This window comes from Klebsiella electrica, assembly GCF_006711645.1.
Classification (GTDB): Bacteria; Pseudomonadota; Gammaproteobacteria; order Enterobacterales; family Enterobacteriaceae; genus Klebsiella; species Klebsiella electrica.
Map to the genome: position 1 here is coordinate 2,444,120 of NZ_CP041247.1, position 17,950 is coordinate 2,462,069.

Here is a 17,950-nt window from a genome sequence, read left to right on the forward strand (position 1 = left end):
GAGTGAACGAAAGGCGTTGCCCGTTGACCTCTACACTATCCTGATCCGCACTAATCTTCCATACGAGACGTAAGGCGCGGCCATGCCGCTGGGCCCGGTGCACGCGGGGGGCGTGACGGACGATTGCGCCCGTTTTTCCGTCCGGGCGCAGGCAGGATCGAAATATTGTCATATTGCTGTGGTCAGAATAGCGGATTCTTTTTGAACAGCGGCTAAACTTATGCGAGCGCAGGCCGTAGTCAGGGAGTTATGATGAATCCGTTCACTATGCTGTTTATTGCACTGCTGTCTATTGATGCCGTCAGAGAGCTATTGGGTGCTTCGTCGGTACTGGGCATGTGGTGAAAGACGTGGCCGATGAAGGCCACGTGCAGAGAGATTATTGCAGACGTTTGTGCAGGCAAACGCCAGTCAGCAGTGCTGCCATTAGCATCAGCGCGATAAAGCTGCCCACGCCGTTCCAGCCATAGTTATGCCAGAATACCCCGCCTAATGTCCCCGCAATACTGGAACCGAGATAGTAGCTGAACAGGTACAGCGACGAGGCCTGGCCGCGGGCGCGGCGCGCACGAGGACCAATCCAGCTGCTGGCGACCGAGTGGGCGGCAAAGAAACCGGCGGAGAACAGTAGCATGCCCGCAAATATCAGCCACAGCGATGAGAGCAGGGTCAGCATCAGCCCGGCCAGCATCACGGCGATAAAGGCGAGCATCACCGGGCCGCGGCCATAGCGCGCGGTCATCGCTCCGGCCTTTGGTGAACTCCAGGTCCCGGTCAGATAAGCGACGGAGAGCAGGCCAACCACCGCCTGGCTCAGCGACCAGGGCGACATCATCAGACGATAGCCGATGTAGTTGAACAGGGTGACAAACGAGCCCATCAGCAGGAACCCTTCGAGGAACAGCAGCGGCAGCCCGCGATCGCGCCAGTGCAGGCGCAGGTTAATCAGCAGGGTTTTAGGACGCAGTGAACTCGGGCGGAAGTGCCGCGACTCCGGGAGGATTCGCCAGAACATAATCGCCGAGGCCAGCGCAAAGCAGCTGATCACCGCCAGCGCCACGCGCCAGCCGAAAAAGTCGGTGAAAACCCCGGTCAGCAGACGACCGCTCATTCCGCCAATCGAGTTGCCGCTGATATACAGCCCCATGGAAAAGGCGACGACGCTGGGGTGGATCTCCTCACTCAGATAGGTCATACCGACCGCCGCCACGCCGCTTAACGACAGGCCAATCAGCGCCCGCATAATCAAAATGCCGTGCCAGCTCGACATCATCGTAGACAGTAAAGAACAGCATGAGGCCAGCACCAGCGCGGTCACCATCACCTGTTTACGGCCGATAGCATCCGAAAGCGGGCCGGTAAACAGCAGGCCAACGGCGAGCATCGCGGTGGAAATCGACAGCGAAACGCTGCTGCTGGCGGGAGTCACGCCAAATTCGGCCGAGAGCACCGGCAGAATCGGCTGGACGCAGTAGAGCAGGGCGAAGGTGGCCAGACCGGCGGAGAAGAGGGCGAGAGTGACCCGCATAAACTGAGGGGTACCGCGTTTAATAAACTGATTTGGCTGGGATATAACATTGTCGCTGACCTCGCTTGCCGGCACGGTGTCAACGGTAGTTGTACGACTCACGGAACAATCCTTGCTGAGAACACAGAGTTAGGGAACATCACAGATCACATTTTAAGGGTATGAAAATGTAAATATTCTGTCTAATATATTAATAATCTCAAATAAGACGTTTTAAATATGAATATTGAGCTGCGTCATCTGCGCTACTTTATTGCCGTCGCCGAAGAGCTCCATTTTGGCCGCGCGGCGGCACGGCTGAACATCTCACAGCCGCCGTTAAGCCAGCAGATCCAGATACTTGAACAACAGATTGCCGCGCGCCTCTTCGCCCGAACCAACCGCAGCGTGAGCCTGACGGCGGCGGGGCGACAGTTTCTTGCCGACAGTCGGCACATCCTCAGCCTGGTCGACGATGCGGCGGCGCGCGCAAGCCGTCTGCACCACGGTGAAACCGGGGAACTGCACATCGGCTTTACCTCCTCCGCGCCGTTTATCAAGGCGGTGTCCGATACGCTCTCCACCTTTCGTCGACGCTATCCCGACGTGCATATTCAGACCCGGGAAACCAATACCCGCGAGCAGATTGTGCCGCTGAATGAAGGCGCCCTCGATCTGGGGCTGATGCGCAATACGCAGCTGCCGGAGACGCTGGTCTGGGAGCGGGTGCTGCGTGAACCGCTGCTGGCGATGGTGCCGAGCGACCATCCCCTGGCGCGTCAGCAGGCGGTAAGCCTGGTGGAACTGGCCCGCGAACCGTTTGTCTTTTTTGATCCGCACGTCGGAACCGGGCTGTATGACGACATTCTGGGGCTGATGCGGCGCTATGGTCAGACGCCGACGATCGCCCAGGAGGTCGGCGAGGCGATGACGATTATTGGTCTGGTGGCTTCCGGACTGGGGGTATCGATATTGCCGGCGTCGTTTAAGCGGGTGCAGCTCAACGAAATGCGTTGGCTGCCGATCAAAGAACAGGATGCCGTTTCGGAAATGTGGTTGGTGTGGTCGAAGCATCATGAGCAGAGCCAGGCGGCGCAGCGCTTTCGGCAATACCTGCTTGCTGCCGCTGCGCTGAATAATTAAGACTAAAAACAGTCAAAAATGTGCGGTAAATCACAAGGCTAAGTAAAAATTTGACGAGTGCTACCCAAGTGCTTCACCATAGCTAAAAGTTTATTTCGAAGCGCGAAAATAAAGGGAGTCAATGGTGGTAGCGGACAGTCAGCCAGGCCATATCGATCAAATAAAGCAGACCAACGCAGGAGCGGTATATCGCCTGATTGATCAGCTTGGCCCGGTGTCGCGCATCGACCTCTCCCGTTTTGCGCAACTGGCACCGGCCAGCATTACTAAAATCGTGCGTGAAATGCTTGAAGCGCATCTGGTTCAGGAGACGGAAATTCAGGAGCCGGGGAGCCGCGGGCGTCCCGCCGTGGGTCTGATGGTCGAGACCGAGGCCTGGCACTATCTCTCCGTGCGAATCAGCCGCGGTGAAATTCACCTTGCGCTACGCGATCTCAGCAGCAAGCTGGTGGTCGAGGAGCAGCTCGAGCTGGCGCTTGAGCACCCGCAGCCGTTCCTGACGCGCGTGGTTGCGCATATCGATCAATTCTTTATCCGCCATCAAAAGAAACTGGAGCGTCTGACCGCCATCGCCGTCACTTTGCCGGGCATCATTGATACCGAAAACGGCGTGATTCACCGGATGCCATTTTATGACGAGGTCAAAGATCTGCCGCTTGGCGAGGTTCTGGCGAACCACACCGGCGTCTCGGTCTATATCCAGCACGATATCAGCGCCTGGACGATGGCGGAGTCGCTGTTTGGCGCGTCCCGCGGGGCGCGGGATGTTATTCAGGTGGTGATTGATCATAACGTCGGCGCCGGGGTGATCACCGATGGTCGTCTGCTGCATGCGGGCAGCAGCAGCCTGGTTGAGATCGGCCACACCCAGGTCGATCCCTACGGCAAGCGATGCTACTGCGGCAACCATGGTTGTCTGGAGACCATCGCCAGCGTCGAAAGCGTGCTGGAGCTGGCCCAGGTGCGAATGGCGAAATCAATGAGTTCGATGCTGCATCAGCAGCCGTTGAGCGTGGAGTGGCTGTGCCAGGCGGCGCTGCAGGGCGATCTGCTGGCGCGGGATATTATTAGCGGCGTCGGCCAGCACGTCGGGCGGATTCTGGCAATCATGGTGAATCTGTTCAACCCGCAAAAAATCCTCATCGGCTCGCCGTTTAGTCTGGCGGCCGATATTTTATTCCCTGCCATTTCAGATTGTATTCGCCAACAATCCCTGCCTGCCTACAGTCGGCATATTAGCGTTGAAAGCACGCAGTTCTCTAACCGTGGAACGATGGCCGGCGCCGCGCTGGTGAAGGACGCCCTCTATAACGGATCTCTGCTTATTCGACTGTTACAGGGTTAACATTTTTTCATAGTCACACCAAAAATTGCGCTATCTCAAGCCGGTATCCGGCGGCCTGGCGTAGACTTTTCCCACAGTTTATTCCTTCTCTTCTGTATAACTCGTCAACATAACTGTGGGGTTAATGATGTTTAAGCGTTTCTTTATAACAGGTACTGACACCTCTGTCGGGAAGACAGTGGTTTCTCGTGCGCTGTTGCAGGCACTTGCTGCCAGCGGCAAAAGCGTCGCGGGATACAAGCCTGTGGCGAAGGGTAGCAAAGAGACGCCGGACGGATTGCGTAATAAAGATGCGCTGATTTTACAAAGCGTGTCGTCGCTGGCGTTACCGTATGATGCTGTCAATCCCATAGCATTAAGCGAAGATGAAAGCAGCGTGGCACACAGCTGTCCTATCAACTACGGGCTGCTGTCGGATGGTCTCCAGCGTCTGGGCGGGCAGGTCGATCATGTGGTGGTTGAGGGGACCGGCGGCTGGCGAAGCCTGATGAACGATCTGCGTCCTCTTTCAGAGTGGGTGGTGCAGGAGCAGCTTCCGGTGGTGATGGTCGTCGGCATTCAGGAGGGCTGTATCAACCATGCTCTGCTGACCGCGCAGGCCATTGCCAACGACGGTCTGCCGATGATTGGCTGGGTGGCAAACCGGATTAATCCGGGTTTAGCGCATTACGCGGAAATCATCGAGGTGCTGAGCAAAAAGCTGCCCGGGCCGCTGATTGGCGAGCTTCCTTACCTGCCGCGCGCTGAACAGCGGGAGCTGAGCCAGTATATTGACCTAACCATGCTCGGCGACGTGATGGCGGTAGATAGAGTCCTGGCGTAACGTCCGGGAGAGCACCGATGCCAGCACGCTGGCAATCAATAAGCCGGGCAGTAATACGTACTGCCCGGTCATTTCACAAATCATCAGGGTCGACATAATCGGCGCATGCGTCGTGGCCGCCAGAAAGGCCGCCATTCCGGTCAGACCAATCATAATCGCCAGCCCTTGATCGTGGTGCAGCCACAGTCCGCTGAAGCTGGCAAACAGCATGCCCATCGCCAGACCGACGAACAGCGTCGGGGTAAACACGCCGCCCGGTGCGCCGGATCCGCTGCTGGCCAAAACTGCGAGCAGTTTGCACACAAAGACCACTGCGATGGCGCTAAACAGCGGCGGTGACTGCAGATAATGCTGTACCGTGCTGTAACCGTTGCCCCATACCGCAGGCGTGACCAGCGACAGCAGGCCGACAATGATCCCGCCGAGCGCCAGTTGCCACGGCGGCGAGAGATGCAGGCGCAAAAAGCAGCGGTGGCTGTAGCTCATCATCGCGATAAACAGCGGCCCGCATAGCCCGGCCAGCAGCCCGGTAGCCAGCATCAGCGCGTAGTGGAGAGCGGTCAGCGTCTCGTGAAACGCCACCTGATACAGCGGCGACGCGCCGCCGTTGATCAACTGCGTGAGCAGCAGGGCGATAACCGCGGAGATGACCACCGGGCCCAGTGACGCAAGCATCAGCGTGCCAAATAAAATTTCGGCAATAAACAAACTGCCGGCCAGCGGCGCATGATAGGCGCTGGCCATCCCGGCGGCGGCCCCGCAGGCGACCCACAGTTTCCATTCCGCTTTTGGCGTGAAGCGGCGGGCGAACAGCGACGCGGCCAGCGCGGCCAGCAGAATCATCGCGCCTTCGCGACCAATCGCGCTGCCGGTGGTCACCACCAATAACGAGGCCAGAGATTTGATCAGGCTGGCCGGGGTATCAAACTGACCGTCTCCGCTATCCAGCGCTTCCATATAGTCGGTGGGCGCATGCGGGCGCTGGCGGGTTCGGTATTGCCAGAGCCACAGCAGCGCGCCGGCTGCCAGCCCGCCAGCGGCCGGCGTGAGCAGACGTCGCCAGCCGGGTAGACCCTCGGCGGCATTGACCAGACTGCCGCTATGATCGTGCAGAAACAGTCCTTCCAGTATCCCCATCGCGCAATGAAACAGCGCAACGGCCAGCGCCGCCAGCATACCGACCAGGGTTGCAATCAGCAGGCGACGAAACATGACCTGAACATCAGGATAATTATGCAGACGATGCATCATTGGTTACGGTCATTAGCAGGAAACATAGACTTATTGTGATGGGAAATAAGCTTAGACGCAAAAGCTATAAATGCCTGAGCGGCGAAACTGCGAGGAGATGAGAATGCTGAAATGAATACCGGCTGCGTGACGTTGTCACTAAAAATGCCATGCCCGTTTCCCGGCATGGCGATGCGTTTAGCGATACAGCGGCTTGTCGGCGACGGCAATCGGAAGCTGGCGCTGCCACTCGGCGAGCGTCGCCTGCGCCAGCTCTGCGAGGGATTGATAAAAGGGGTGTCCGGCCCCGGCGATAAACACCGCAAGGAACCGGCCGGACCAGGGGAGCAGGTGCCAGGCGAGCAGCTGCGAAAACGCCTCCTCCTGCCCGGACTCGCACAGCCAGGCGGCGAGCAGCAGGAGCGTGCCAAAATGGTCTTCCGGCTCCTGGCTTTGCGCCGCGTGAGCAATCCCGTTCGCTCGCATCCACTCCCGCAATGCCAGAGTGGAGTCGCCGAACAGCACATTCTCTTTATCCAGCCACACCGAACCCCACGGCGGGGCGGGCAGCGCCCAGGGACCGATAAACAGGCGTTGCCAGGCCTGAGGGAGCGCTTCATCGCTGGCGGCGGCGAACCCGGCCACCAGCGATTCGGCCAGCGGAAAAGGCCATTGCGCCTGCCAGCTGCCGTCTCGCAGAGCCGCTACCAGCGGCGCGGCCTGCGCGCTGTCCGGGGAAAATGAAAACAGGGCGCCCAGCGTGCGGGCGCTCAACGCGACGGCGTCGCGGTAGTGAACTTGCATCATGTACTCTTCCTTACGGCGGCGGGACGGTGCCACGCCTGAATATTAACCAGCCATCGGGCGCCGCTGGCGATTATTGCATTGCCCGAGCACTGTGAACAGCGCCAGCGGCCATTCATGCCATCCATTACCCATGGGCTCCTTCCTTGCCTGTGGTCAGACATTGAACCCGGAAGATCATGACGCCGCGTCCTGCACCCTGGCGATGTCAACGAGGTTGGTATGCTGTGGATTGCCTTTTGCCAGCGGTGAAGGCCGCTGGGTGGTCAGGGTATTAATGCAGGCGCCACGATCGATGCGGTCGCCGTCCATACTGGCGTCATGCCATGCTCCCTGACCCATGGCCGCGACGCCGGGCATGATGCGCGGCGTGACTTTCGCCGCAATCCGCAGTTCGCCGCGTGAGTTGAAGACGCGCACCAGATCGCCGTTTTTAATGCCGCGCGGCCTGGCATCAAGCGGATTGATCCACACCTCCTGGCGACAGGCGGCCTGTAGCACATCGACGTTGCCGTAGCTGGAGTGGGTTCGGGCCTTGTAGTGAAAACCGAAAAGCTGCAGCGGGAACTGGTCGCGCAGCGGGTCATCCCAGCCTTCGAAAGTGGAGGCGTAAATGGGTAACGGGCTGATGGTTTCATCTTTTTGCAACTGCCAACGGGCGGCAATATCCGCCAGCTGGCTGGAGTAAATCTCAATTTTGCCGGAAGGGGTTTTTAACGGGTGCGCGAGCGGGTCTTCACGAAAATTGCGATAGGCGACAAAATGGCCGTCCGGATCTTTCCGCTTGTAAATGCCCATTTCTTTCAGCGCTTCGTAGCCGGGCAGCGCGGGATCGCGGGCCAACATTTTGGCGTACAGATACTGCAGCCACTGCTCCTGAGTGCGACCTTCGGTAAAACGTTGATAAATATCGTCGCCGAGGCGTTTGGCCACTTCGCTGAGGATCCAGTAGATCGGTTTGCGCTCGAATTTCGCCGTGGTCGCGGGCTGAATAAAAATCAGGTAGCCCATGTTCCCGGCATAGTCGTTAGGGATAATGTCTTCTTGTTCGACGGTCATCAGGTCCGGCAGCAGAATGTCGGCATACTTCGCCGAAGAGGTCATAAAGTTTTCAATCACCACGATCATCTCGCATTTTTTCTCGTCCTCGAGAATTTTGTGGGTTTTGTTGATATCGGAATGCTGGTTGACGAGAGTATTGCCGGCATAGTTCCAGATAAACTTAATCGGCACATCCAGCTTCTCCTTGCCTCTGACGCCGTCACGCAGCGCGGTCATCTCCGGGCCGCGCGCGATGGCGTCGGTCCAGCTAAAGCAGGAGATGGCGGTTTTGACCGGATTGACCAGTACCGGCAGGCGCTCAATGGTCAGGGTATAGGTCGATTCGCGCGCGCCGCTGCTGCCGCCGTTAATGCCGACGTTTCCGGTCAGAATCGGCAGCATGGCAATCGCCCGCGAAGCCAGTTCCCCGTTAGCCTGACGCTGCGGTCCCCATCCCTGGCAAATACAGGCGGGTCGGGTGGTGCCAATTTCCCGGGCCAGTTTAATGATTCGGTCGACGGGAATCCCGGTGATACGCGATGCCCACTGCGGCGTTTTGGCGGTGCCGTCCTCGCCGTGGCCGAGAATGTAGGCTTTGTAGTGACTATTGGGCGGGGCGCCGGCGGGAAGGGTTTTTTCGTCGTAGCCGACGCAGTAGTTATCGAGGAACGGCAGATCGACCAGATTCTCGTTAATCAGTACCCAGGCGATACCGGCCACCAGCGCGGCATCGGTGCCCGGACGAATAGGGATCCATTCATCTTCCCGCCCGGCGGCGGTATCGGTGTAGCGCGGATCAATGACAATCATCCGCGCGTTGGAGCGTTCGCGGGCCTGCTCCAGATACCAGGTGATGCCGCCGCCGCTCATGCGGGTTTCCGCCGGGTTATTGCCGAACATCACCACCAGTTTGCTGTTTTCGATATCCGAGGTGCTGTTGCCCTCGTTGCTGCCGTAGGTGTAGGGCATGGCGCAGGCAATCTGGGCGGTACTGTAGGTGCCGTACTGATTCAGCGACCCGCCGTAGCAGTTCATCAGGCGCGTGACCGGCGAGGCCGATGGCGAGGAACGGGTGATATTACCGCCGACGATCCCCGATGAGTAGTTAATGTAAACCGCCTCGTTGCCGTAGTCTTTCACCACTCTTTGCAGATTGCTGGCGATGGTATCCAGCGCTTCTTCCCAGCTGATGCGCTCAAACTTGCCTTCGCCGCGTTTGCCGACGCGTTTCATCGGGTAATTCAGGCGATCCGGGTGATTGATCCGTCGGCGAATGGAACGGCCGCGCAGGCAGGCGCGTACCTGATGGTCGCCATAATTATCCATTCCGGTGTTATCCGTCTCTACCCAGGTGACTTCATTATCGCGCACGTGCAGACGCAGCGCGCAGCGACTGCCGCAGTTTACCGAACAGGCGCCCCAGACGATGCGTTCTTCGCTCTGCGTCGCCTGCTGAACGGCCGCCGCAGCGGAACGCAGACTGAAAGGAAGCGAGAGTCCACCGGCGGCAAGCGCCAGTGAGCCTATCGCAGACGATTTAATTAACGTGCGTCGGCTGACGCCGCCAGAATGTTCCTGACTGGACATGGCTCACCCCATCGTTGTCGTGCTGCTGAAAGATTGCCGGTAGCATTTTCCGGTGTATGGGTGAGCAATCATACCCAGAGTGGGGTAGAAGGATATTATCCCTGGTCAACTCAGGGATAATATCCTTCGAATGAAAATAACAGGTTAACGGGCGTCGCTGTCTGAGTCGGCGTTACGGGTATAGGTAATCTTAAAGGTATCGTTAGCACAGTGGCCGACCACCTGGGCGCCGGGCTGATCGGGTTGATCGTTGGGTACAATCGCTAACGTAAAGCCTGCGGCCGGCACGCCGTTGTTGACGATCTTTTGCTGAATATCGTTCTTCACGCGTTCGCAGGAATCGGGAGCGGCCAGCGCCGGGGCGGAACCCAGCAGCAGGGCGACGCATAGCCAGAGAGAGCGTTTCATCATAGACTCCTTAATAACGTTATCCAGCTCTAAGCATAGCAGAACTGGTGTAAACAATTGTATTTGCTAATATGATTGCAATATGCACAAAAGGGATCCGGCGTGAAAAAACGGTTATTGCTGATATCGGCGGTGATGGTGCTCGGCGCCTGCGATGCGCAGAAGTCGCCTGAAGCGTTTACGCCGGAAATGGCGAGTTTTTCCAATGAGTTCGATCCGCTGCGCGGTCCGGTGAAAGATTTTAGCCAGACCCTGTTTGACGAACACGACGAGGTGGTAAAACGGGTGAGTGCCAGCCTGTCCAGGGAGGGCTGTTTCGATCTGCTGGCGCTGGAAGACCGGGAAAATAATACCGGCGCGACGCTGATGCTGGATGCCAACTTCTATCTTGACGCCCACACCCGCGAGAAACGCCTGCGCCTGCAGGGAAAATGTCAGCTCGCGGAACTGCCGTCGGCAGGCATCACCTGGGAAACGGACGATAACGGTTTTGTGGTGGCCGCGCGTGGCAAAGAGACGACCGCCACCTACCAATATGACAGCGAGGGCTATCCGACCGGTAAAACCACCGTGGCGAAAAACGAGCGTTTTACGGTGGTCTCCACGCCGGCGGGGGATCCGCGTAAAAAGCTGGATTACACGGCGACCAGCACCTTCAACGATCGACAGCTGGGAAATGTGCGTCAAACCTGCGATTACGATAGCCACGATAACCCGGTTGATTGCCAGCTGCAGGTTATCGATGAAAGCGTTCAGCCGCCGTTAACCCGTCTTTATACCATCAAAAACAGTATCGAATACTACTGAGCCGTGGGCTTCAGCAGCGACTGTCCCTGGGTGCGGTGTTCGGTAATATACTGGTGCTGGAACAGGCACATACGAATGGTATTGCGATATTCGCCGTTGATAAAAAATTCATGAATCAGCTCCCCCTCGACCATAAAACCAAGTTTGCGGTAGATGTGGATGGCTTTTTCATTTTCGCTGTCGACGATGAGATACAGTTTATACAGATTGAGAACGGTAAAACCGTAGTCCATCGCCAGCTTCGCCGCGCGTGTCGCCAGACCTTTGCCCTGATAATCCGGTGAAATGATGATTTGAAATTCGGCCCGACGATGGACATGGTTGATCTCGACCAGTTCCACCAGCCCGGCTTTTTCACCATTACATTCGATAACAAACCGGCGTTCGCTCTGATCGTGAATGTGTTTATCGTACAGGTCGGAGAGCTCGACAAAAGCCTCGTAGGGCTCTTCAAACCAGTAGCGCATTACGCTGGCATTATTATCGAGCTGGTGGACAAAACGTAAGTCTTCACGCTCGAGCGGACGAAGTTTGATGGAATAAGCGTCAGTCATGGCTGTTCCTGTCGATAAAAGCTAACTATCGCGCCGACGAATTAAGGCGTAATGGCGCGGCCGGTTCGGCGGTCGAGGCAGCGCAGGGTGTTCGGTTCCCAGTACGCGTTGACGTTCGCACTTTTCTGGCAGTTGTCCTGCGCATCAAAAGCGACGTCAGCCTTGTCCCACTCTTTTTCGACGCGGGTGTTGACCTTATGACGCAAAGAGCGGGTGTCGTTCCACTGCTCTTTTTCCATGGCGGCCTGCTGGCGGCTTTGCGCGCTATCGCCGGATTCAATCACCAGCTTGCTGGTTTGCGCGAAAGACGATGCGCTAAAGAGTACGGCGCTCAGCGCCAGTATTGCTGTCAGGCACCAACGTGTGTTCTGTGTCGTTTTCATCACGATTTCCTTTGAGTGATAAGGGGGAAACCCCTGGAATCTACAGACAGTTTACTACATCTCTTTTCGTCGGCATACCCGACAAAAGAGTACGGGAGAGCAGGATTATTGCCTGAAATGGGCCGACAACCCGCTCTCTTTACGTGTCTTTAATGTTTAAAACAACGCGACTTTTCTTCGCCACCGCGCTCGGTGAAATGCCCGGATGCTATTTATCCTGGCTCTGGTTAAAACGCGGCGGGGAGACGGTTGGCGATGATGCGTCGGCGTCCTGTTAATCCCGCCGGGTCATTGCGGGCTGCGTTCCTTTGACCGTCTACGCTTTATGCCGGCCTCCCAGCGTTCGGTGCCTCTTACTCATGTCGACGTAAGAGTGTGACTGAACGCGTCTTTTTTTAATTTCATACTTGTATGGTAGTAGGTCTGATGCTTTAATTTTGATCGGTTGTTGGCGGTTTGCTGCACAAAGAGACCTGTGGACAACGGCTATACGCCTCCGGGAGAAAACCGGGGCTTTGATGACAAGCGGGCCGCGAAATCCCGTATGAACCAGTCTGTTTGCCTGTGGCCAGACTGGACGTGAGGACTTGTGGAACGGGTAAGGAGAGAAATGTGAAAAGTATTGTGATTCGTCAGCCTGATGACCTGGTAGTCGAAGAACGCGCGCGGCCGGAACCTGCGGCAGGAGAAGTGCGGGTAAAAGTTCAGCTGGCGGGGATTTGCGGTTCGGACAGCCATATCTACCGCGGGCATAATCCTTTTGCTAAATACCCGCGCGTTATAGGCCATGAATTCTACGGCATCATTGACGCCGTTGGCGAGGGGGTGACGGACAGGAAGGTCGGCCAGCGGGTGAGCGTTGATCCGGTGATTAGCTGTGGTCATTGCTACCCTTGCTCAGTGGGCAAACCCAATGTATGTACTTCTCTGGTGGTGCTTGGTGTCCACCGGGATGGCGGTTTTAGCGAGTATGCGGTTGTGCCCGCTCAAAATTGCTGGATAGTGCCGGACGCGGTACCTGACCGGCACGCGGTCATGGTTGAGCCTTTCACCATCGCCGCCAACGTGACCGGGCAGGTTAAACCGACGACTCAGGACATCGCGCTGGTATTTGGTGCCGGGCCGATGGGCTTAACCACGATTCAGGTGTTGAAGCGGGTCTATCGGGTTAAGCAAGTGATTGTGGCTGACCAGATCGAGGAACGCCTGCAAATGGCGAAACGAAATGGTGCCGACTGGACTATCAACAACGCTGAAGTGTCATTGGCTGACAGCCTGCAGGATAAAGGCATCAAACCGACGTTGATTATTGATGCGGCGTGCCACCCCTCAATTTTTCAACAAGCCGTCACGCTGGCTTCTCCGGCGGCCAGAATTGTCCTGATGGGATTCTCAACCGAACCTTCTCAGGTTGCCCAACAGGAGATTACCGGTAAAGAGCTGTCTATATTCTCATCGCGGCTGAATGCGCATAAATTCCCCGTTGTCCTGGCGTGGTTAGAGCAAGGATTAATTGATCCGGAAGCGCTCATTACTCATGTTTTTGAATATCAAAATATTATTGATGCTATCGACGTTTTTGAAAAAGACAGAAAGAGCTGTTGTAAGGTTTTATTGACCTTTTGACTCTAATAATAAATGCAGTCTCGATTTCTAACAATTAGAGAAAATAATGATGACTACAGTAAATAATGAGAGAACAACGACCGATCTCATCCGTGCGGCTGTGTCTGGGTGGTTAGGGACCGCACTGGAATTCATGGATTTTCAACTTTATTCTTTAGGGGCCGCGCTGGTTTTTCATGAAATATTTTTTCCTGAGCAATCAGCCGCCATGGCGCTCATTCTGGCGATGGGGACATATGGCGCGGGATATATCGCGCGAATAGTCGGTGCCTTTATTTTTGGCCGGATGGGGGACAAGATCGGACGGAAAAAAGTTCTCTTTATCACGATTACTATGATGGGCATTTGTACCACCCTGATTGGGGTGCTACCTACCTATGCGCAGGTTGGCATTTTTGCGCCAGTGTTGCTGGTGACGTTACGTATTATCCAGGGGCTGGGCGCCGGGGCTGAAATCTCCGGAGCAGGTACCATGCTGGCTGAGTATGCGCCAAAGGGGAAACGCGGCATCATTTCGTCGCTGGTGGCCATGGGCACCAACTGCGGTACCCTGAGCGCAACGGCTATCTGGGCGGTCATGTTTTTCCTTCTTGATCGTCAAGAGCTGGTGGCATGGGGATGGCGAATCCCGTTCCTTGCCAGCGCAGTAGTGATGGTATTCGCTATCTGGCTGCGTCTGAATCTTAAAGAAAGCCCGGTATTTGAACAGGTCAACGAGGGGAGTACCCAGCAAAATAGCGCTGTGGAGCAGGATAATACCTTTGGTGCGATGCTGAAAAGTAAATCCTTCTGGCTGGCAACCGGGTTACGCTTCGGTCAGGCGGGTAATTCAGGCTTATTGCAAACGTTCCTGGCCGGTTATCTGGTACAGACCTTATTATTTGATAAAGCTATTCCAACCGATGCTTTAATGATTAGTTCCGGGATCGGATTTATCACCATCCCTTTCCTCGGGTGGTTGTCGGATAAAATGGGTCGCCGGGTACCTTATATTATCGTGAATATCACGGCTATTTTACTGGCCTATCCGATGATCTCGATTATTGTTGATAAGAGCTACAGCGCTGGCGCCATTATGGCATCGTTAATTGTCATCCATAATATTGCCGTGCTGGGCCTGTTCGCGCTTGAAAATATCACCATGGCGGAAATTTTCGGCTCGCGTAACCGTTTTACGCGAATGGCGATTTCAAAAGAAACCGGTGGATTAGTCGCCGTCGGTTTTGGTCCGCTGCTGGCCGGTATTTTCTGTAACATGACGGACTCATGGTGGCCGATTGTGGCGATGCTGATTTGTTACTCGGTCATTGGTTTGCTCTCCGCTCTGCTCATGCCCGAAGTGCGGGACCGCGATCTGAGCTTGCTGGACGATGCGGCGGACGCCACTCCTCAGCATCGCGCGGTGAGAAGCGGTCAGTTAACCTGAGCCGTTGACAGATCGAGGCATACTGGCCGGGTGCGGAACCCGGCTTTTTATTTCCTTTACTCACGCGTCATGAAACAGACGGTGAATGACGCGCTCTTCTTGTATGGCAGTTGACAGAAATCAAGGATGTTATACCAATTGCATGAGATGGTTTATCTCACAGAGGCATTCTCCTCGAGAATGGTTGATCGGTAATCATAAAATGAGAGTCACCATGGAAAACACGCTTTTAACAGCCAAGGCAACGCTTCCTTCCTACAATCGCGGCAAACTGGTTTCGCGGATTGTCCATCTGGGGTTTGGCGCATTCCATCGCGCGCATCAGGCGGTCTATGCCGATATTCTGGCGGCAGAACAGGGCAGCGATTGGGGCTACACCGAAGTTAACCTGATTGGCGGCGAGCAGCAGATTGCCGATCTGCAGCAACAGGATCTGCTGTATACCGTTGCCGAAATGTCGGCGGACGCCTGGACTGCCCGCGTGGTCGGCGTGGTGAAACAAGCGATGCATGCTGAGGTCGACGGCCTGGAAAGCGTGCTGGCGAAGATGTGTGAGCCTCAGGTGGCGATTGTATCGCTGACGATTACCGAAAAAGGCTATTGCCACTCGCCATCCACCGGTGAAATACAGCTCGATCACCCGTTGATTGCTGCGGATATCGTCAATCCGCACCAGCCGAAATCTGCGCCGGGGGTGATTGTTGAAGCCCTTGCGCGGCGCAAAGCCGCAGGCTTACCGGCATTCAGCGTGATGTCCTGCGATAATATGCCGGAGAACGGCCACGTAACGCGTAATGTTGTTTGCGCCCTCGCGCGGGCAATTGACCGCGATCTCGCCGACTGGATTGCGCAACAGGTGACTTTCCCGTCGACGATGGTTGACCGCATTGTACCGGCGGTGACGGCCGACACGCTGGATAAAATTGAGCAGTTGACCGGCGTGCGCGATCCGGCGGGCGTCGCCTGTGAGCCGTTCCGTCAGTGGGTTATTGAGGACAACTTTGTGGCGGGTCGCCCGGCGTGGGAACAAGCGGGGGCTGAACTGGTCGCGGATGTGGTGCCGTTTGAAGAGATGAAGTTGCGTATGCTCAACGGCAGCCACTCCTTCCTTGCCTATCTGGGATATCTCGCCGGTTATCAGCATATCAATGACTGTATGCAGGACCCGAATTACCGTCGCGCGGCGCGCACCTTAATGCTGAGCGAACAGGCGCCGACGCTGAAGGTCCAGGGCGTTAATCTGGAACATTACGCCGGGCTTCTTATCGACCGCTACAGCAACCCGGCGCTGAAGCACCGCACCTGGCAGATTGCGATGGACGGCAGCCAGAAACTGCCGCAACGGATGCTGGATTCCGTGCGCTGGCATCTCGCGCAGCACACCGACTTCAGCCTGCTGGCGATGGGGATTGCGGGCTGGATGTGCTATGTCGGCGGCGTGGATGAGCAGGGGCAGGCGATTGAGATCTGCGATCCGCTGCTGCCGGTCATTCAGCAGGCAGTCCAGAGCAGCGTTGAGGGGCCGGAACGGGTAAAAGCGTTGCTGGGCATCGAAGCTATCTTTGGTCGCGATTTGCCGCAGAACGGTCGTTTTGTCGATGCTATCACTAATGCATGGCTGTCGTTGAAAGAGCGGGGCGCGAAAGCGACCGTCGCTGCCTGGGCTCAGACGCACTAACGTCAGCGGGCCCAATCGACCTGGCGGGCGCCAGGGCGGTTTGTTAAAAATTAAGACACCCATCCGGGTGTCTTAATTTTTTGTGCAATCAGCGAACGTTAACCTTGAGGTTGAACGTTTTCTCAGGCGCTAAAAATAGTCATTCAGGATATTTATATAAATATTGATCGAGGACATTGAATATACATATCTTTAGCTATCCAGAGTTAACTATATATAATTGATATTTATTTTAACGAATATGCCAGATCTCAGGCTTATTATCAGTGTGGGACTGAAAATAAATATGTCATGATGTGCGCAGTGAAATTAAGTGCCTCGGAAAAAGGAGCCGAATATGTACAAGAAAATTCTCTTGCCTGTCGATGTCTTTGAAATGGGTTTGAGTGATAAAGCGATACGTCATGCTGAGTTTCTGGCTTCGGCTGAAGAGGGCGAAATTACGTTATTAAACGTATTGCCGAACAGCAGTCGTTCGATTTTACGCGGGTTCGCTGCGGATATTCGGAAATTCGAAACCTTTATGCAAGCGGAATCAGAAAAGAAAATGCAGACGCTGTCCCGTCTGTTCTCGATTCCCGCGGCGCGCATTCATACCCGGGTCGTATTTGGCAACGTGCGCGATGAAATACTGGCCATCGGGAAAGCCGACGAGTTCGACGTGATTGTTGTCGGCTCACGCACGCCGGGCCTTTCCACCCATCTTCTTGGTTCGAACGCCGAGTCTATCCTGCGCTACGCAAAAATACCGGTGCTGGTTGTCCGCTAGCGTATTGATCTATCAGGGCGGCAGGATTGCTGATGATTTGACTGCCGCCAGAATCATTTACTCTTCGCTAAACCAGTCGCGATTTTCCTGACGAATTAATAATACCGATTCACTGATTTCATGCAGGTGAATATTCATCGCGGTGCCTACCGCATCCGCATCGCGATTCTCCAGGGCCTGGAAAATTTGATGGTGCTGGCGCAACAGCATTTCCGGTGGCGTAATATGATCGAGGCTCATGTAGCGGACCCGGTCAATGGTCGCTTTAATATTCTCGACGGTATCCCACGCCAGTTGACAGTCGGCAATCAGCGACAGTTTTTGGTGAAATTCATCATCCAGCTGGAAAAAATCATTTAATTGCTGACGCTCAACGGCAATACGCTGCTGGTTAAGGTTTTGCTCAAGCTGATAGATTTGTTCGGCGGTGATCATCCCGGCGGCGCGGCGCACCACGGCGCATTCGATAGCCTGGCGAACGAAACATCCGTTGCGTACCTGGGAAAGTGAGATCTTATTAACGTAGCTGCCGCGCTGCGGGCGAATTTGAATAAGGCCATTCTCCGCCAGTTTGATAAAGGCCTCTCGCACCGGTTGGCGGGAAACGCTAAAGCGCACAGACACTTCTTTCTCAGACAGCGGGGTACCCGGCGGAATCAAACAATGAACGATGTCATGACGAAGGATACGATAAATTTGCTGGTTTACAGGCTGTGTCGGATTAAGTTGCAATTCTGCGGCCATTGATGGTTACTTTTATTGGGGGATATGCGCTATTTTACGCGTTATTTGTCCGTTCGCCCATACCCGACCGCAAAG

General features: G+C 55.7%; 18 protein-coding genes and 1 pseudogene. 10 read left to right on the forward strand and 9 right to left on the reverse strand.

What is annotated here, in order from left to right:
• Window positions 1-252: 252 nt before the first annotated feature.
• Entirely contained in the window at window positions 253-345 is a 93-nt protein-coding gene (locus Electrica_RS28855) for a KPN_01571 family protein (protein WP_004862449.1), read from the forward strand.
• Window positions 346-379: 34 nt separating this feature from the next.
• Here Electrica_RS28855 and Electrica_RS11665 read toward each other — a convergent pair whose 3' ends face one another.
• Complete coding sequence (locus Electrica_RS11665; protein ID WP_141964530.1) at window positions 380-1,630, reverse strand: MFS transporter; 1,251 nt, start codon at window positions 1,628-1,630, stop codon at window positions 380-382.
• 117 nt (window positions 1,631-1,747) lie between these two features.
• Between Electrica_RS11665 and Electrica_RS11670 the strand changes: the two genes are divergently transcribed.
• The 3 genes from Electrica_RS11670 to bioD all read left to right on the forward strand — a co-directional run bounded on the left by Electrica_RS11670 (window position 1,748) and on the right by bioD (window position 4,818).
• Entirely contained in the window at window positions 1,748-2,650 is a 903-nt protein-coding gene (locus tag Electrica_RS11670; RefSeq protein WP_131049606.1) for a LysR family transcriptional regulator, read from the forward strand.
• A 124-nt stretch (window positions 2,651-2,774) separates the two neighbouring features.
• Entirely contained in the window at window positions 2,775-3,995 is a 1,221-nt protein-coding gene (gene mlc, locus Electrica_RS11675) for a sugar metabolism global transcriptional regulator Mlc (protein WP_142255879.1), read from the forward strand.
• Window positions 3,996-4,122: 127 nt separating this feature from the next.
• The gene (gene bioD, locus Electrica_RS11680) at window positions 4,123-4,818 is read left to right on the forward strand and encodes a dethiobiotin synthase (protein ID WP_142255880.1); all 696 of its coding nucleotides are present in this window, start codon (window positions 4,123-4,125) and stop codon (window positions 4,816-4,818) included.
• Here bioD and clcB read toward each other — a convergent pair.
• The 5 genes from clcB to Electrica_RS11700 form a co-directional block, all read right to left on the reverse strand.
• Entirely contained in the window at window positions 4,771-6,066 is a 1,296-nt protein-coding gene (gene clcB, locus Electrica_RS11685) for a voltage-gated ClC-type chloride channel ClcB (RefSeq protein WP_142255881.1), read from the reverse strand. The two genes, bioD and clcB, sit on opposite strands and share 48 nt — an antisense overlap.
• Before the next feature lie 180 nt (window positions 6,067-6,246).
• Entirely contained in the window at window positions 6,247-6,855 is a 609-nt protein-coding gene (dmsD, locus tag Electrica_RS11690) for a Tat proofreading chaperone DmsD (protein WP_131049604.1), read from the reverse strand.
• Between the two features lie 42 nt (window positions 6,856-6,897).
• Window positions 6,898-6,987 carry a dimethyl sulfoxide reductase anchor subunit gene (locus tag Electrica_RS28860; protein ID WP_224742549.1) on the reverse strand — a complete coding sequence of 30 codons (90 nt, stop codon included), beginning with the start codon at window positions 6,985-6,987 and terminating at the stop codon, window positions 6,898-6,900.
• Window positions 6,988-7,029: 42 nt separating this feature from the next.
• Window positions 7,030-9,480 carry a selenate/tellurate reductase subunit YnfE gene (gene ynfE, locus Electrica_RS11695; RefSeq protein WP_141964531.1) on the reverse strand — a complete coding sequence of 817 codons (2,451 nt, stop codon included), beginning with the start codon at window positions 9,478-9,480 and terminating at the stop codon, window positions 7,030-7,032.
• A 144-nt stretch (window positions 9,481-9,624) separates the two neighbouring features.
• Window positions 9,625-9,888, reverse strand: a complete 264-nt coding sequence (locus Electrica_RS11700) for a DUF1161 domain-containing protein (RefSeq protein WP_142255882.1) — start codon at window positions 9,886-9,888, stop codon at window positions 9,625-9,627.
• A 135-nt stretch (window positions 9,889-10,023) separates the two neighbouring features.
• Between Electrica_RS11700 and Electrica_RS11705 the strand changes: the two genes are divergently transcribed.
• Complete coding sequence (locus Electrica_RS11705; protein ID WP_407081257.1) at window positions 10,024-10,695, forward strand: YnfC family lipoprotein; 672 nt, start codon at window positions 10,024-10,026, stop codon at window positions 10,693-10,695.
• On the opposite strand, the gene speG is transcribed toward Electrica_RS11705, so the two are convergent.
• Complete coding sequence (gene speG / locus Electrica_RS11710) at window positions 10,689-11,249, reverse strand: spermidine N1-acetyltransferase (RefSeq protein ID WP_100683825.1); 561 nt, start codon at window positions 11,247-11,249, stop codon at window positions 10,689-10,691. The two genes, Electrica_RS11705 and speG, sit on opposite strands and share 7 nt — an antisense overlap.
• 41 nt (window positions 11,250-11,290) lie before the next feature.
• Window positions 11,291-11,632 carry a DUF1283 family protein gene (locus Electrica_RS11715; protein ID WP_131049601.1) on the reverse strand — a complete coding sequence of 114 codons (342 nt, stop codon included), beginning with the start codon at window positions 11,630-11,632 and terminating at the stop codon, window positions 11,291-11,293.
• Window positions 11,633-11,784: 152 nt separating this feature from the next.
• On the opposite strand from Electrica_RS11715, the pseudogene Electrica_RS11720 reads away from it, so the two are divergent.
• The 5 genes and pseudogenes from Electrica_RS11720 to Electrica_RS11740 form a co-directional block, all read left to right on the forward strand.
• Window positions 11,785-11,871: pseudogene (locus Electrica_RS11720) on the forward strand (YnfA family protein); the annotation flags it as partial.
• A 373-nt stretch (window positions 11,872-12,244) separates the two neighbouring features.
• Window positions 12,245-13,258, forward strand: a complete 1,014-nt coding sequence (locus Electrica_RS11725; protein ID WP_141964534.1) for a Zn-dependent oxidoreductase — start codon at window positions 12,245-12,247, stop codon at window positions 13,256-13,258.
• Window positions 13,259-13,307: 49 nt separating this feature from the next.
• A complete protein-coding gene (locus Electrica_RS11730; protein WP_142255883.1) occupies window positions 13,308-14,684 on the forward strand; it encodes an MFS transporter in 1,377 nt (458 codons plus the stop codon).
• A 214-nt stretch (window positions 14,685-14,898) separates the two neighbouring features.
• Window positions 14,899-16,362, forward strand: a complete 1,464-nt coding sequence (locus tag Electrica_RS11735) for a mannitol dehydrogenase family protein (RefSeq protein ID WP_100683820.1) — start codon at window positions 14,899-14,901, stop codon at window positions 16,360-16,362.
• 337 nt (window positions 16,363-16,699) lie between these two features.
• Window positions 16,700-17,131: a universal stress protein gene (locus Electrica_RS11740; protein WP_141964535.1), complete on the forward strand. Its 432-nt coding sequence runs from the start codon at window positions 16,700-16,702 to the stop codon at window positions 17,129-17,131.
• A 57-nt stretch (window positions 17,132-17,188) separates the two neighbouring features.
• On the opposite strand, the gene Electrica_RS11745 is transcribed toward Electrica_RS11740, so the two are convergent.
• Complete coding sequence (locus Electrica_RS11745) at window positions 17,189-17,875, reverse strand: GntR family transcriptional regulator (protein WP_032687529.1); 687 nt, start codon at window positions 17,873-17,875, stop codon at window positions 17,189-17,191.
• Between the last annotated feature and the right edge of the window lie 75 nt (window positions 17,876-17,950).